Raw genomic sequence first — 15,996 nt, forward strand, 5'->3', positions numbered from 1 at the left:
TTAGTCGCGTAACCGGTTGCTTACCGTATCATAACTTGCGCTATGCTGCGGAGCTACTCTTTAAAGTCGTTGGCGTCGAGCTCATGGCGCGACAGCAGTTTATAGAATTCGGTGCGGTTGCGCCCTGCCATCCGCGCGGCGTGGGTGACATTGCCTTTAGTAATTTGCAGCAGCTTGCGCAGGTAGTTCAGCTCAAACTGATTGCGCGCCTCCACGAAGGTCGGCAGCGCGGTATTCTCTCCTTCCAGCGCCTGCTCCACCAGCGCGTCGCCAATCACCGGCGACGAGGTCAGGGCCACACACTGCTCAATCACGTTCACCAGCTGGCGCACGTTACCCGGCCACTTGGCGGCCATCAGCCGCTTCATCGCATCGCTGGAAAACGCCCGGACAAACGGCTTATGGCGATCGGCGGACTGGCGCAGCAAATGATTAGCCAGCAGCGGGATATCCTCAGCCCGTTCGGAAAGCGGTGGGATCTTCAGATTCACCACGTTGAGTCGGTAAAACAGATCTTCACGAAACTCGCCGCGGGCCATCGCCTTCGGCAGGTCGCGGTGGGTCGCGGAGATGATCCGCACGTTGATCTCGATATCGCGGTTGCTGCCCAGCGGACGCACCTTACGCTCCTGCAGGACGCGCAGCAGCTTCACCTGCAGCGCAACCGGCATATCACCGATCTCGTCGAGAAACAGCGTACCGCCTTCAGCGGCCTGGAATAATCCTTCACGGTTACTGACCGCGCCGGTAAAGGCGCCCCGCGCATGGCCAAACAGTTCGGATTCGAGCAGCTGTTCCGGCAGCGCGCCGCAGTTGATCGCCACGAACGGTTTATCATGACGCGGGCTGGCGTTATGGATCGCCTGGGCGACGATCTCCTTCCCGGTCCCACTCTGGCCGTTAATCAGCACGCTGACATCCGATTGCGCCACCATCCCGGCCTGCTCGAGCAGGCGCAGCATCAGCGGGCTGCGGGTGACAATCGCCTGGCGCCACGCTTCGTCGGTGGCCGGCGAGCGCTGCTCCAGCGCCTCATCAATGGCTTTATACAAGGCATCTTTATCGACCGGCTTGGTCAGGAAGCTGAACACCCCCTGCTGGGTCGCGGCCACGGCGTCGGGAATCGAACCATGGGCGGTGAGAATAATCACCGGCATGCCGGGCAGCCCCTTCTGGATCTCGCTGAACAACTGCAGGCCATCCATTTCATCCATCCGCAGATCGCTAATCACCAGATCCACTTTCTCACGCCCCAGCACGCGCAGCGCTTCCGGCCCGCTCTCGGCGGTGACCACGCTATAGCCTTCGCTGACCAGGCGCATGCCCAGCAGCTTCAGCAGCCCCGGATCGTCATCCACCAGCAGCAAACGCGCCGGTTTACGGATCGTCATGGATCACCTCCGGCACCTTTTCGCTGCCAAAATTGCCACCCGGCTTACGGCTGGAGAGCTGGCGTTCGATATCCGTCAGGTTCTCCAGCTTACGGGTGGTCAGCTCCAGCTGTTCGCGCAGCGCCTGTTCCTGCTGACGCAGCATCTCCAGTTCGCTATCGCTGGACTGCTGAAGCTTCGCGTAACGGGCACGCTCTTCCACCAGCTGCAGCTGACGGGTCTGACCATCGCGCCAGAGCTGATACAGCGGGCGAACCTGAACGGCGATTTGCGGGCTGAAGGTATCGAGACGCGCCACCAGGTCGCGACGCTCGTCGGGAGTAATTTTGGCATCAGCAAGGAGGATGCCGCGACGGAACGCGTCCTGCCAGCTGTCGTCGGTATGGCGTTTCGCCTCCGCCCTCGCCTGCGCCGGAGCGAGGCGATCGGCACAGTCAATACCCCGCAGCCAGTAGAGGGGATTTTTGTCGCTGGCATCGCTGCTGTGCGCCCAGATGTCCGCGCAGTCGACCGCGACAAAATCGGCCACCTGATGCTGCGCCTGCCCGGAGGCGGCGGTACCTTCCGCAGTATGCGGTGAAAAGCCGGCGGAACACCCCGCCAGCGTCAGACAAGCAATGCCTGAAAGCAGCCATCCGCGAAGGGAACGGCGCCAGGCCAGGAATTGGGACATAGTTCCCCGATATCGATTCATAAGTTGGATTATTCCGGCGCTGAGGGAAGCGTAATGCGAAAACAGACCTGCCCGGCGGGCGCGTCAACTAAGCTGAGCTCCCCTTGCATCTGCCGGACGCAGTCGCGGGCGATACTCAACCCCAGCCCACTGCCCTTAACGGCCCCTTTACGCTGGTGACTCCCCTGGTAAAAAGGCTCGAAAATCATATTCTTTTCCGCGGCCGGGATCGGTTCGCCGCTGTTGGCGACATCAATACGCACCTGCTCTCCGTGCCGGTAGCTGTGGATACGGATGTTACCGGATTCAGCGCCATAGTGCACCGCATTGGAGTAGAGATTATCCATTACGCTTATCAATAACGCAGGCTCTGCCAGGCAACGCCGCGCCTGCAGCGTCAGTTCAGTATGCATCAGTTTAGCCCGCGCGGGCAGGCTGTGCGCCGCCACGACACTTTCCACCAGGTCCACCAGGTCCACCGCTTCGCGAGCCACCGGGCCGTCGGCCTGTTTTCGGTTGTAGTCCAGCAACTGTTCAATCAGCTTTTGCAGGTTACGACTACTGCTGTCGAGGATCTCGACGATCTCCTGCTGCTCAGGGGTCAGTGGCCCGGCGACCCGGTCGGCCAACAGCTCGGTACCTTCACGCATACTGGCCAGCGGGGTTTTCAGCTCATGCGACAGATGACGAAGAAATTGATGCCGCTGCGACTCCAGCCACGCCAGGCGCTCGCTGAGCCAGATGATGCGCTTGCCCACCGAGCGCAGCTCGCGCGGGCCGGTAAACAATGCGGCGTCGTCCAGCGACTTCCCTGCTCCCAGCTGATTGATCATTCTTTCTATGCCTTTCACCGGACCGATAATCATGCGGGTGAAGAGCAGCACCAGCGCCAGGCTCAGCAGAAACAGCACCAGCGCCTGCCAGCCGAAAAACTGGCCGCGTTCGGCAATCTCCTGCTGCAGCTGCTGGCCGCGGGAATAGACGACTGCCCGGGTCGCCTGCACCATATCGCTGTTATTGCTGGCGAAAACTTCCAGTCTGGCGGCCGCCTGGGCATCGGGGCCGCTATTTTTACATTGCAACTGCGCCAGATCGCTGACGTCCTGACGCAGCGCCTGCCAGAGTTTCTCGTCCGGTAGCACGCCGGCATGGGCATCCAGCATCTGGCTGTAGCGCTGTCGCTGATTCTGATACACCCGCGCCAGCGTCGGATCGTCCAGCACGCAGTACTGGCGATAGCTGCGCTCCATTTCCAGCGCGGCATTGATCATCGCCTCGCTGCGTCGGGCATCGACCAGCGTAGTGCGGTTAATATGCGCCGCCTGGGCGCTAAGGGCATTCAGGCTCTGCCAGGCCTGCCACGCCAGCACCAACAGCGGCAGCAGGATCAGCACAAAGGAGAGCGTCACCAGTTGACGCAGCGAACGGGGAAAAAGAGAGAGTCGCTTCAAGGATGTTGTCTCAATCATTAGCTCTGGTCGATGCTAACTGAGGAGCGCGCCGGAGAAAAGCGCTACCGCTGGTTACTGCGCCGCAGAAACAACAAAGCCAGGCGCAAGGCCTGGCTTTGTTCAGGAATGAGGCGGTGCCTTACTCGACGTTTCGCCCGATGTCTGATAAAGCCAGGCTGTTATCAGGAGTTGGACGGCAGGCACCTGTTTGTGCGTCATTCGAAGTTTATGTAGCGCGTCCCGAAGGGGCTGACATAAGAAGGTGAATGAGCCACTGGTTAATATTATGCATGAACTATGCCACCTTTCAAAACATTTTATTAACACGCTGATATATATGATATTAGCTCACGATCATTGCCATACCGGAACCGTACATTTTTTATTCATATTGTCGCTAATTGACGACACTAAACAGGCGCCGCACCACTGCTCAATAAAATCAATATGTTAAGTGTCTCCTATTGACGACACCATAACATAGGGGTTGTCGGCAATTCCCGACACCCTGGCGTGCCGGCCATCACAGATAAAAAAAGCCCCCTGCCTGAGCAGGGGGCTGATACATTCACATGAGGCGCTGCCGGAAGGTTAACCCAGCTGTTTACGCGCGTTACGGAAGATACGCATCCACGGGCTGTCCTCGCCCCAGTTCTCCGGGTGCCAGGAGTTGCTTACGGTGCGGAAGACGCGTTCCGGGTGCGGCATCATGATGGTCGCGCGCCCGCTTTCGCTGGTCACCGCGGTGATACCGTTCGGGGAACCGTTCGGGTTCGCCGGATAGGTTTCGGTCACTTTGCCAAAGTTATCCACGAAGCGCAGCGCCACCAGACCTTTGCTCTCCAGCTGGGCCAGATGCGCGCTGTCGCGCACTTCCACCTGACCTTCGCCGTGGGAGACCGCAATCGGCATCCGTGAGCCAACCATGCCTTCCAGCAGCAGGGATGGGCTTTGCGTCACTTCCACCAGGCTAAAGCGCGCTTCGAAGCGGTCAGACTGGTTACGCACAAAGCGCGGCCACAGGTCGCTGCCCGGGATCAGCTCGCGCAGGTTGGACATCATCTGACAGCCGTTGCACACGCCGAGCGCCAGCGTCTGCGGACGATGGAAGAACGTCGCGAACTCATCGCGCACGCGCTCGTTGAACAGAATCGACTTCGCCCAGCCTTCACCCGCGCCCAGCACGTCACCATAGGAGAAGCCGCCGCAGGCCACCAGGGCATGGAAATCCCCCAGACCGGTGCGGCCCGCCAGCAGGTCGCTCATATGCACGTCGATGGCGTCAAAGCCGGCGCGATGGAAGGCTGCCGCCATTTCAACGTGAGAGTTCACCCCCTGCTCGCGCAGGACGGCCACTTTCGGACGCGCGCCGGTGGCAATGTACGGCGCCGCAATGTCGTCATTAATCTCAAACGAAAGCTTCACATTGAGGCCCGGATCGGCGTCATTGGCTTTCGCCTCGTGCTCCTGATCGGCGCAGGCCGGGTTGTCGCGCAGACGCTGCATCTGCCAGGTGGTTTCCGCCCACCACATGCGCAGCGTAGTGCGGCTCTCGCTAAACACCGTCTGACCGTTGGCGGTCAGCACGAAGCGATCGCCCTCGACCGCTTTACCAAGGTAATGCACGCAGTCTGCCAGGCCGTTAACCGCCAGAATGGCTTCCACCGCCTCACGGTCTGCAGCGCGCACCTGGATCACCGCCCCCAGCTCTTCATTGAACAGCGCGGCCAGACGATCATCGCCCAGCGCGGCGATATCTGCTTCCAGGCCACAGTGGCCGGTAAAGGCCATTTCCGCCAGAGTCACCAGCAGGCCGCCGTCGGAGCGGTCGTGGTAGGCCAGCAGTTTACGCTGCGCCACCAGGGCCTGCATCGCGTCCCAGAAGCCTTTCAGCTGGGCAACATCACGCACGTCAGCTGGCTTGTCGCCGAGCTGGCGATAGACCTGCGCCAGGGCCGTCGCGCCCAGCGCGTTGTGCCCTTTACCGAGGTCGATCAGCAGCAGAGCGTTATCTTCTGTAGAAAGCTGCGGCGTGACGGTATGACGAACATCTTCGACACGGGCGAAAGCGGAGATCACCAGCGACAGCGGGGAGGTCATCTCGCGCTGCTCGCTGCCTTCCTGCCAGCGGGTTTTCATCGACATCGAGTCTTTACCGACCGGAATGGTCAGGCCCAGCGCCGGACACAGCTCTTCGCCTACCGCTTTTACCGCCTCATACAGGCCAGCGTCTTCGCCCGGGTGACCTGCGGCGGCCATCCAGTTAGCTGACAGTTTCACGCGATTCAGCTCGCCAATCTGCGTGGCGGCGATGTTGGTCAGCGCTTCGCCGACGGCCAGACGGCCAGAGGCCGCGAAGTCCAGCAGGGCAACCGGGGCGCGCTCGCCCATCGCCATCGCTTCGCCGTAGTAGCTGTCGAGGCTGGCGGTGGTCACCGCGCAGTTGGCCACCGGGATCTGCCACGGGCCGACCATCTGGTCGCGGGCGACCATACCGGTCACGGTGCGGTCGCCGATGGTCACGAGGAAGGTTTTCTCGGCCACCGTCGGCAGGTGCAGAACACGATTTACCGCATCGGCAAGGGTAATCGGTTGACGATCCAGCGCGCTGCCCTGGGCTTTCAGGGTCTGCACATCGCGGGTCATTTTCGGTGTTTTGCCGAGCAGAACGTCCAGCGGCAGGTCGATCGGCTGATCGTTAAAGTGGCTGTCGCTCAGGCTCAGGTGCTGCTCCGCGGTAGCTTCGCCGATAACGGCATAAGGCGCGCGTTCGCGGCGACACAGTTCGTCGAACAGCGGCAGTTGCTCCGGGGCGACCGCCAGAACATAACGCTCCTGCGATTCGTTACACCAGATCTCCAGCGGGCTCATCCCTGGCTCATCGCTGAGAATATCGCGCAGCTGGAATTTACCGCCGCGGCCGCCGTCGCTCACCAGCTCCGGCATGGCGTTGGAGAGACCGCCCGCGCCAACGTCGTGGATAAAGAGGATCGGGTTGGCGTCGCCCAGCTGCCAGCAGCGGTCGATCACTTCCTGACAGCGGCGTTCCATTTCCGGGTTGTCACGCTGTACGGAGGCGAAATCGAGGTCGGCATCGGACTGGCCGGAGGCCATAGAAGAGGCCGCGCCGCCGCCGAGGCCGATGTTCATCGCCGGGCCGCCCAGCACGATCAGCTTCGCCCCGACGGTAATCTCGCCCTTCTGCACATGCTCGCCGCGGATGTTGCCGATACCGCCGGCCAGCATGATCGGTTTGTGGTAGCCGCGCAGCTCTTCGCCATTGTGGCTGGTGACTTTCTCTTCATAGGTGCGGAAGTAGCCGTTCAGCGCCGGACGACCAAACTCGTTGTTAAACGCCGCGCCGCCCAGCGGGCCTTCGGTCATGATGTCCAGGGCGGTGACAATGCGGTCCGGTTTACCGAAATCTTCTTCCCACGGCTGCTCGAAGCCCGGAATACGCAGGTTGGAAACCGAGAAGCCCACCAGGCCCGCTTTCGGCTTCGCGCCGCGGCCGGTGGCGCCTTCATCACGGATTTCGCCGCCGGAGCCGGTTGCCGCGCCCGGCCATGGAGAGATGGCCGTCGGGTGGTTATGGGTTTCCACCTTCATCAGTATGTGCGCCGGCTCCTGATGGAAGTCGTAGCGCCCGGTCTGGTGGTCGGCAAAATAGCGCCCCACTTCAGACCCTTCCATCACCGCGGCATTATCTTTATAGGCCGACAGGACGTAGTCCGGCGTTTTTTCGAAGGTGTTTTTGATCATTTTGAACAGCGACTTCGGCTGCTGTTCGCCGTCGATGATCCAGTCGGCGTTGAAAATCTTGTGGCGACAATGCTCAGAGTTCGCCTGAGCGAACATATACAGCTCAATATCGTTCGGGTTGCGGCCCAGACGGGTAAACGCATCCTGCAGGTAGTCAATTTCGTCATCTGCCAGCGCCAGCCCCAGACGGAGGTTGGCGTCAATCAGCGCCTGACGGCCTTCGCCCAGCAGGTCAACGCTGGTGACCGGCGTCGGCTGATGATGGGCAAACAGCGTCTCGCCCGCTTCCAGGGCGTCGAAGACGCTCTCCATCATGCGGTCGTGCAGTTCCGCCGCCACGGCGGTCCACTGCGCTTCGGTCAGGGTTGAGGCTTCAACGTAATACGCCACGCCGCGCTCCAGGCGCACGACCTGAGTCAGACCGCAGTTGTGAGCGATATCGGTAGCTTTAGAAGACCAGGGAGAGATGGTGCCAGGGCGAGGGGTCACGAGCAGTAATTTACCGGTCGGGGTATGGCTGCTTAAGCTCGGGCCATACTGAAGCAGTCGCGCCAGGCGCTCGCGATCGTCAGCGCTCAGCGAGGCGTTCAGATCGGCAAAATGAATATACTCGGCATATATGGCGCTTACCGGAAGGTTGGCCGCCTGAAATCGTGCCAGCAGTTTATTGATACGGAATGCCGACAGTGCAGGTGAACCACGCAAAATTTCCATCATAAGTCTCTCGTCTTCGAAGCTTTCAGGGTGAGCCAGGGGGGGAAACGGGCGTCATTATAGTGAATCCTGCGCCCCGACGAAACCGTTTGCGTAGAAATAAAATCATTGATGCTGTTTATCAATAAATGTGACGACCATCGCGAATAAGTTGCCAACTGGCGCATTCTTAAGCAGAATGCCGCACATTCGACGACAACCTTGCGTTTTTTCCGGACATCGCCTGCTGAGGAACCTGAAGCTGCAGAAGATTAACGCTCTGAAAAAATTAAAGATTAATTATCTGCTGATCGGCATTGTCACCCTTTTGCTGGCGGCGGCCCTGTGGCCGTCAATCCCCTGGTCCAGTAAACCCGAGAACCGGGTGGCGGGTATTATCGCTCGCGGCGAGCTGCGCATCAGCACCATCAACTCGCCGATGACCTTCGCCACCATGAACGATAAAACGTTCGGTCTGGATTATGAACTGGCGAAGCAGTTTGCTGACTATCTGGGCGTGACGCTTAAGATAACCGTCCGGCAGAATATCAGCCAGCTGTTTGACGACCTCGACGACGGTCAGGCCGATATGCTGGCTGCCGGTCTGGTTTATAACCAGGAGCGGGTGAAAAACTACCAGGCTGGCCCCACCTACTATTCTGTTTCCCAACAGCTGGTCTATCGTGTCGGTAATATCCGGCCGCGCACTCTCGCGTCGCTAACCGCCGAGCAACTCACTATCGCTCCGGGCCACGTGGCGATCAACGACCTGCAGGCCTTAAAAGCGGAGAAATATCCGGATCTTACCTGGCGCGTGGACGAGAAGCGCGGTACCACGGCGCTGATGCAGGCGGTGATTGACGGCAAACTCGATTACACCGTCGCCGATTCGGTGGCCGTCAGCCTGTTTCAGCGCGTCCATCCGGAGCTGGCGGTGGCCCTGGATATCACCGACGAACAGCCGGTCACCTGGTTTAGCGCCCGGGGCGAAGATAATTCGCTGTCGGCCGCAATGCTTGATTTCTTCAATAACATTAATGAAGACGGGACGCTGGCGCGCCTGGAGGAGAAATACCTCGGCCACGGCAACGACTTCGATTATGTCGACACCCGCACCTTCCTCCGTGCAGTGGAAAATATTCTCCCGGACGTGCAGCCACTATTTGAAAAGTACGCCCGCGAGATTGACTGGCGCCTGCTGGCCGCGATCGCCTGGCAGGAATCCCACTGGGATCCGCAGGCCACTTCCCCCACCGGCGTGCGCGGCATGATGATGCTGACGCGCAACACCGCGCAAAGTCTGGGACTGACTGACCGGACCGATGCGGCGCAGAGTATCGACGGCGGCATGCGCTATCTGCAGGATATGATGGATAAAGTGCCGGATTCGATTCCGAAAGACGAACGCATCTGGTTTGCGCTGGCTGCTTACAATATGGGCTATGCCCATATGCTGGACGCCATGGCGCTCACCCGCAAACAAAAAGGCAATCCCAACAGCTGGGCAGACGTTAAGCTGCGTTTACCCCTGTTGAGCCAGAAGCCCTATTACAGCAAACTTAAATACGGCTACGCGCGCGGCCATGAGGCCTACGCCTATGTGGAAAACATCCGCAAATATCAGATAAGCCTTGTCGGCTATTTGTCAGAGAAGGAGCGTCAGCAACAGCAAACGCTGGCCCTGGCGGAGGATTACCCGGCCGTGCTCCCGAATGAACTCGAACAGCCGCAGGAGACCACCCTGCCCTTTTTCAAGTTTCGCGCCGATAAGCAGATGGATAATGCCCGGTTAAAACTCCCCGGCCACCTGTATTAACCTTCTCCGGTCTGCTCCCGGGCTTTCTTCAGCGCTTTTTTCTCTTCCCGCCGCCAGCGAAAGAAGTCGCTCAGCATGGTAGAGCAGGACTCCGCCAGCACGCCTTCGCTTATTTCAACCCGATGATTCATTCCCGGATGGTGCAGGACATCTATTAGCGAGCCAGCGGCGCCGGTCTTGGCATCCCTGGCGCCAAAGACCAGGCGGGCGATACGGCTGTGCACCATGGCGCCAGCACACATGACGCAAGGCTCCAGGGTCACGTACAGCGTGGCGTCGATCAGGCGATAGTTTTGCTGCACCAGCCCGCCCTGGCGTAAAGCCATAATTTCCGCGTGAGCGGTGGGGTCGTGACGGCCGATCGGCCGGTTCCAGCCCTCGCCGATGACCTGGTTGTTATACACCAGCACCGCGCCCACCGGCACCTCGCCCTCTTCCCAGGCGCGCTTTGCCAGCGTCAGGGCATGACGCATCCAGTATTCATCATTGAGTTCGAGGTCAGACACAGCGGCCACTCCAGCAGAAAAAGCGGGGCGCATTATACATGGGCGCTATCAATTACACACTATTACTCCAGCTGCTGGAGCTCTCCCTGAGGCGTTACCCGCCAGCGATGCTGGCAAAAGCCGAGCAACGGGTTGTCCTGCTCGCTGTCGCTATAGCCGCTGTACAGCCGCAGCGGCGCGCCGATCTTTTTCTCCAGCTGCACCACTTTTTCATGCCCCAGGCAGCGCAGGGTCAATACCCAGCCGCCCCAGCGGCGCGCGGTGCGGCTGGCTATCAGATTCACCCGCGGCAGCCAGAGAGTATCGCGATAGACCTGCTCCACCAGCGACTGCGGCGAGCCGGTGATCAACCAGACGTCGGCATCGGTACTGGTCAGGTAGGCCGTGAGCCGCGCATGAACCACCGGAAACGCCGTCACATGATGGCGAAACCAGCCGACAAACTCCGCTTCCAGCCGCTTCAGTACCGCCTCGCGACGGCCAAAGGTTGACGCCCACAGCAGGAGGCTCATTGGCCAGCGCGCCGCCCGCCCACACACCGCCAGCCCGGCAAGGATCGCCGGCCCCATCGCCACCACCAGCAGCAGGTTTAGCGGCAGATTACGCAGCAGGTAGCGCAGGAAACTGCCGAACATATCCTGCTGATGCAAGGTTCCGTCCAGATCGAAAAACACCACTTTCCGTTCATTGTGCTGCAAACTGCCTCCTTATGTCAGGACTCGCTTCTCGTTAGGTTAAGCTTAACAGCCTTACGCCGCGAAGAGGGAAAACATCCCCTGCCGTTAAGGAACAATTAAATTAGCAGGCGAAGGAAAAATTGTGGCTCAAGAATTTTTAATTCGTGGTATACCCCTTATAATCGAATAAAAATTCTGTCAGTCACGAGCCGGACGGCTCCAGCGGAGCTCCAATGAACTGTTTAACGCGTATTCGTCAGCGCTATCCCACCCTGGCGGCGAGCGACAAAAAGTTGGCCGATTATATTCTGAGCCAGCCCGATGAGACCCGGCACCTCAGCTCGCAGCAGCTGGCGGCGGAAGCCGGTGTGAGTCAGTCCAGCGTGGTTAAATTTGCCCAGAAACTGGGGTTCAAAGGCTTTCCGGCGCTGAAGCTGGCGCTGAGTGAAGCGCTGGCCAGCAGCCCGGATCCGCACTCGGTTCCGGTACATAACCACATTCGCGGTGACGACCCGCTGCGTCTGGTCGGCGAGAAACTCATTAAAGACAATGTCGCCGCCATGCATGCCTCGCTGGACGTCAATACTGAAGAGACGCTGCGGGAAGCCGTCACGCTGCTGCGCAATGCCCGGCGGGTGATCGTCACCGGCATCGGCGCGTCCGGTCTGGTGGCGCGTAACTTTAGCTGGAAGCTGATGAAGATCGGCATCAACGCGGTTTCTGAGCAGGATATGCACGCCCTGCTGGCGACAGTGCAGGCCATGTCCAGCGACGATCTGCTGCTGGCGATCTCTTACTCCGGTGAGCGCCGGGAGATCAATATGGCGGCAGGTGAAGCGCTGCGCGTGGGCTGCAAGATCCTGGCGATCACCGGCTTTAGCCCTAACGCCCTGCAGCAGCAGGCAACCCACTGCCTGTATACCATTGCCGAAGAGCAGGCGACGCGCAGCGCGGCCATCTCCTCCACCAGCGCGCAAATGATGCTCACCGACCTGCTGTTTATGGGGCTGGTGCAGCAGGATCTGGAGCGGGCGCCGGAGCGCATTCGCCATAGCGAAGCGCTGGTGAAAAAGCTGGTCTGAGCAGAAAATGGGCGTATAATGCCCGCCCTGTTTGTGTTGTTTCTGAGACTTTCCTGATGGCGCTGTTAATTACCAAAAAATGCATCAACTGCGATATGTGCGAACCGGAGTGCCCGAATGAGGCCATTTCGATGGGTGATAGCATTTATGAAATTAACAGCGACCGCTGCACCGAGTGCGTGGGTCATTACGACACGCCAACCTGCCAGAAAGTGTGCCCGATCCCGAATACGATCCTGAAAGATCCGGCACACGTCGAGAGTGAAGAACAGCTTTGGGATAAATTCGTGCTAATGCACCACGCGGATAAAATTTAACCGCCATCCTGGCTAGCTTTCGACAATCACCGTGGCGCAGGCGTAGTGGCGTTCATCGGCGAGAGTAACGTGAATAGCGCTTACCCCCATTCGTTCCGCCAAAAGCTTTGCTTCGCCCCATAGTCGCAGCTTCGGCTTGCCCAGCTCGTCGTTGTATACCTCGAACTGATTAAACGCCAGTCCGTTACGGATCCCGGTTCCCAGCGCTTTCGCCGCCGCTTCCTTGACCGCAAAGCGTTTCGCCAGGAAACGCACCGGCTGCTGATGCTGCTCCCAGATGCTCCATTCATGGTCGCTCAGCACCCGGCGGGCAAGGCGATCGCCGCTGCGGGCGATCACCGCTTCGATGCGGGCGATCTCGACGATGTCGGTACCCAGCCCGAGAATGGCCATTAGCCGCGCGCTTCCAGCATCAGACGCTTCATTTCCGCGACCGCCTCTTTCAGGCCACTCATCACTGCGCGACCGATAATCGCATGGCCGATATTCAGCTCATGCATTTCCGGCAGCGCAGCAATCGCTTTCACGTTGTGATAGGTCAGACCGTGGCCGGCATTCACCTTCAGGCCAAGGCTGGCGGCATAGGTGGCCGCTTTGGCAATACGTTCCAGCTCCTTCGCCTGCTCAGCATCGGTTTTGGCATCGGCATAGCAGCCGGTGTGAATTTCGATATAGGGCGCGCCAACGTCTGCCGCCGCTTTGATCTGCTCGTTATCCGCATCGATAAACAGGGACACCAGGATACCGGCATCCGCCAGGCGTTGGCAGGCATCGCGCATCTTGTCGCGCTGCCCGGCCACGTCCAGTCCGCCTTCGGTAGTGACTTCCTGACGTTTCTCCGGCACCAGGCAGCAGAAGTGTGGTTTGGTTTCGCAGGCGATCGTCAGCATCTCTTCGGTGACCGCCATTTCAAGATTCATCCGGGTGTGCAGCGTCTCGCGCAGGATACGCACATCGCGATCGGTAATATGGCGACGGTCTTCGCGCAGATGCACGGTGATGCCGTCGGCGCCGGCCTGCTCGGCAATGAACGCTGCCTGAACCGGATCCGGATAGGCGGTGCCGCGCGCGTTACGCAAGGTCGCGATATGGTCAATATTGACCCCTAACAGTAATTCAGCCATGACAATCCTCGTTAATCATTATTCGTATTATCCGCCCGCGCCTTTCGCGCGGGCATAAACTGGCGAAACAATTCCCGACTCTTAAGCGGTTTGCCCCCAAGATAGGGTTTCAGGGCGATACGGGTAAAGCGCTTCGCGGCGCGCAGCGTATCAACATCAGGAAATTCGCGACTCGCCAACGCTTTCAAATGGTGCCCGGTAAACGTGTTGTTATCAATCACCAGGCTGGCAATAAAGCCCTTTTCTTCGCGATAGCGATAGGTCATGGTGTCATCCACCGGCTCACCGCTGCCCGCGCAGTGAAGAAAATCCACGCCATAGCCCAGGTGCCCGAGCAGCGCCAGCTCAAAACGCCGCAACGCGGGCTCCGGCGAGCCGCTGGTTCCGGCAAGCGCCTGAATGCAGTGCAGATAGTCAAAAAAGAGTTCGGAGAAGCGTGTTTCGTGCTCCAGCACGCGGGAGATAAGCTCGTTCACATAGAGACCGCTGTAGAGCGTGATACCACTGAGCGGCAGCGCCAGCGAGACGGCTTCCGCGCTGCGCAGGGTTTTGACTTCGCCGCGGCCGCCGAAGCGAACCAGTAATGGGGTAAAGGGCTGTAAAGCGCCTTTGAGATTAGAGCGTTTGGAGCGTGCGCCTTTGGCCACCAGGCGCACACGACCCGATTCTTCCGTGAAGACGTCCAGCATCAGGCTGGTTTCGCTCCACGGTCGGCTATGCAGGACAAAGGCGCGCTGCCATCCATCCACGTTGCGTTAACTCAGAGGTCGTCAACGTAACCGAGACTGCGCAGGGCGCGCTCGTCATCGGCCCAGCCGGATTTCACTTTGACCCACAGCTCGAGGTGTACCGGCGCTTCAAACATGTCCTGCATGTCCTTACGCGCTTCGATACCGATGGTTTTAATTTTGGCGCCTTTATTGCCAATCACCATCTTCTTCTGCCCTTCGCGCTCGACGAGGATCAGGCCGTTGATATCGTAGCCGCCGCGCTCATTGGTTACGAAACGTTCGATTTCCACAGTGACGGAGTACGGCAGCTCAGCACCGAGAAAACGCATCAGTTTTTCACGGATGATCTCGGAGGCCATAAAGCGCTGGGAACGATCGGTAATATAATCTTCCGGGAAGTGATGGATCGCTTCCGGCAGATGCTTACGCACGATCGCCGCGATAGTATCGACGTTGGTGCCGGTTTCCGCAGAGATCGGCACAATGTCGAGGAAGTTCATCTGGCTGGCGAGGAACTGCAGGTGCGGCAATAGCTCCGCTTTGTCCTGCACGTTATCCACCTTATTGACCGCGAGGATCACTGGCGCTTTCGCGTCACGCAGCTTGTTGAGCACCATCTCGTCGTCTTGCGTCCAGCGAGTGCCTTCCACCACGAAAATGACCAGTTCAACATCGCCAATTGAGCTGCTGGCCGCTTTGTTCATTAAGCGGTTAATGGCACGCTTCTCTTCCATATGCAGGCCCGGGGTATCGACGTAAATCGCCTGATACGGCCCTTCGGTATGGATACCGACGATGCGGTGACGCGTCGTTTGCGCTTTTCGGGAAGTGATCGAAATCTTCTGCCCAAGCAGCTTATTCAACAGCGTGGATTTGCCAACGTTTGGACGACCAACGATGGCGACAAATCCGCAATAACTTTTTTCTTCGCTCATTCCAGCTCCAGTTTTTTCAGCGCCTGTTCGGCGGCAGCCTGCTCCGCCTTGCGACGGCTGGAACCTGTGCCAACCACCGGTTCACTCAGGCCACTGACCTGGCAGTGGATAGTAAATTCCTGATCGTGCGCTTCGCCACGCACCTGGACCACCAGGTAGGACGGCAGCGGCAGATGACGTCCCTGCAGATACTCCTGCAGACGCGTCTTCGGATCCTTTTGCTTATCGCCCGGACTGATTTCGTCCAGACGGGTCTGGTACCAGGAGAGGATTAAGCGTTCAACGTTCTGAATATCGCTGTCGAGGAAAACCCCGCCAATTAACGCTTCAACGGTGTCCGCGAGAATGGATTCGCGACGGAAACCGCCGCTTTTCAGTTCGCCCGGCCCGAGGCGCAGACACTCACCCAGTTCAAACTCGCGAGCGATCTCCGCCAGCGTGTTGCCACGCACCAGCGTCGCGCGCATGCGGCTCATATCGCCTTCGTCTACGCGAGGAAAACGATGATAGAGCGCATTCGCGATTACAAAACTTAAAATGGAGTCACCTAAAAACTCCAGGCGCTCATTATGTTTGCTGCTGGCACTGCGGTGAGTTAATGCCTGTTGCAACAGCTCCTGATGATGAAAAGTGTAGCCCAGCTTTCGTTGAAGCCGATTAATTACGATGGGGTTCATGCGTTACCAATAAATGAATGCGTCAAAGATGCAGCACACGAAACCGACCTGAGCATACGCTTCATACAGCAAGTTGAAACAGTCCAATACGCTTTCGTGTGCAGTGTCACCCGGCAGAGCGACAACCAAAAACTTCGGGGGGATATTCTATACGCAACGAC

The 15,996-nt window shown here is 59.0% G+C and carries 14 protein-coding genes; 3 read left to right on the forward strand and 11 right to left on the reverse strand.

The window, feature by feature from the left end; genetic code table 11:
• Positions 1-53: 53 nt before the first annotated feature.
• The 4 genes from glrR to purL form a co-directional block, all read right to left on the reverse strand.
• On the reverse strand, positions 54-1,391 hold the full coding sequence (gene glrR, locus FHW76_RS04735) for a two-component system response regulator GlrR (protein ID WP_008803779.1): 1,338 nt from the start codon (positions 1,389-1,391) through the stop codon (positions 54-56).
• Positions 1,378-2,064: a two-component system QseEF-associated lipoprotein QseG gene (gene qseG, locus FHW76_RS04740; protein WP_022064870.1), complete on the reverse strand. Its 687-nt coding sequence runs from the start codon at positions 2,062-2,064 to the stop codon at positions 1,378-1,380. The genes glrR and qseG overlap by 14 nt, the downstream gene beginning before the upstream one ends.
• A 29-nt stretch (positions 2,065-2,093) precedes the next feature.
• Positions 2,094-3,515, reverse strand: a complete 1,422-nt coding sequence (locus tag FHW76_RS04745) for a HAMP domain-containing sensor histidine kinase (protein ID WP_022064869.1) — start codon at positions 3,513-3,515, stop codon at positions 2,094-2,096.
• A gap of 591 nt (positions 3,516-4,106) precedes the next feature.
• Positions 4,107-7,994, reverse strand: a complete 3,888-nt coding sequence (gene purL / locus FHW76_RS04750; protein ID WP_016161645.1) for a phosphoribosylformylglycinamidine synthase — start codon at positions 7,992-7,994, stop codon at positions 4,107-4,109.
• Positions 7,995-8,169: 175 nt separating this feature from the next.
• Between purL and mltF the strand changes: the two genes are divergently transcribed.
• Positions 8,170-9,786 (forward strand): membrane-bound lytic murein transglycosylase MltF, encoded by a 1,617-nt coding sequence (gene mltF, locus FHW76_RS04755; protein WP_008803775.1) that lies wholly within the window; start codon positions 8,170-8,172, stop codon positions 9,784-9,786.
• Here the strand turns inward: mltF and tadA are convergent.
• Complete coding sequence (tadA, locus tag FHW76_RS04760; protein ID WP_012967431.1) at positions 9,783-10,292, reverse strand: tRNA adenosine(34) deaminase TadA; 510 nt, start codon at positions 10,290-10,292, stop codon at positions 9,783-9,785. The genes mltF and tadA overlap by 4 nt on opposite strands.
• Before the next feature lie 62 nt (positions 10,293-10,354).
• Positions 10,355-10,990 carry a phosphatidylglycerophosphatase C gene (yfhb, locus tag FHW76_RS04765; protein WP_008803773.1) on the reverse strand — a complete coding sequence of 212 codons (636 nt, stop codon included), beginning with the start codon at positions 10,988-10,990 and terminating at the stop codon, positions 10,355-10,357.
• A 212-nt stretch (positions 10,991-11,202) separates the two neighbouring features.
• On the opposite strand from yfhb, the gene FHW76_RS04770 reads away from it, so the two are divergent.
• Positions 11,203-12,051, forward strand: coding sequence for a MurR/RpiR family transcriptional regulator (locus FHW76_RS04770; RefSeq protein ID WP_004144349.1), 849 nt, complete (start codon positions 11,203-11,205; stop codon positions 12,049-12,051).
• A 56-nt stretch (positions 12,052-12,107) separates the two neighbouring features.
• A complete protein-coding gene (locus tag FHW76_RS04775) occupies positions 12,108-12,368 on the forward strand; it encodes a YfhL family 4Fe-4S dicluster ferredoxin (protein WP_004144350.1) in 261 nt (86 codons plus the stop codon).
• A 12-nt stretch (positions 12,369-12,380) separates the two neighbouring features.
• On the opposite strand, the gene acpS is transcribed toward FHW76_RS04775, so the two are convergent.
• The 5 genes from acpS to rnc are packed head-to-tail and all read right to left on the reverse strand — an operon-like array spanning position 12,381 to position 15,835.
• Entirely contained in the window at positions 12,381-12,761 is a 381-nt protein-coding gene (gene acpS / locus FHW76_RS04780; protein WP_015370293.1) for a holo-ACP synthase, read from the reverse strand.
• Complete coding sequence (gene pdxJ, locus FHW76_RS04785; RefSeq protein WP_016161646.1) at positions 12,761-13,492, reverse strand: pyridoxine 5'-phosphate synthase; 732 nt, start codon at positions 13,490-13,492, stop codon at positions 12,761-12,763. Before pdxJ ends, acpS begins: the two co-directional genes overlap by 1 nt.
• A gap of 11 nt (positions 13,493-13,503) precedes the next feature.
• Positions 13,504-14,241, reverse strand: a complete 738-nt coding sequence (gene recO, locus FHW76_RS04790; protein WP_008803769.1) for a DNA repair protein RecO — start codon at positions 14,239-14,241, stop codon at positions 13,504-13,506.
• A gap of 11 nt (positions 14,242-14,252) precedes the next feature.
• A complete protein-coding gene (era, locus tag FHW76_RS04795) occupies positions 14,253-15,158 on the reverse strand; it encodes a GTPase Era (RefSeq protein WP_008803768.1) in 906 nt (301 codons plus the stop codon).
• Entirely contained in the window at positions 15,155-15,835 is a 681-nt protein-coding gene (gene rnc, locus FHW76_RS04800) for a ribonuclease III (RefSeq protein WP_002914065.1), read from the reverse strand. The genes era and rnc overlap by 4 nt, the downstream gene beginning before the upstream one ends.
• Positions 15,836-15,996 lie beyond the last annotated feature (161 nt).

Source organism: Klebsiella sp. RC2 (assembly GCF_014192815.1).
Lineage (GTDB): Bacteria > Pseudomonadota > Gammaproteobacteria > Enterobacterales > Enterobacteriaceae > Klebsiella > Klebsiella variicola.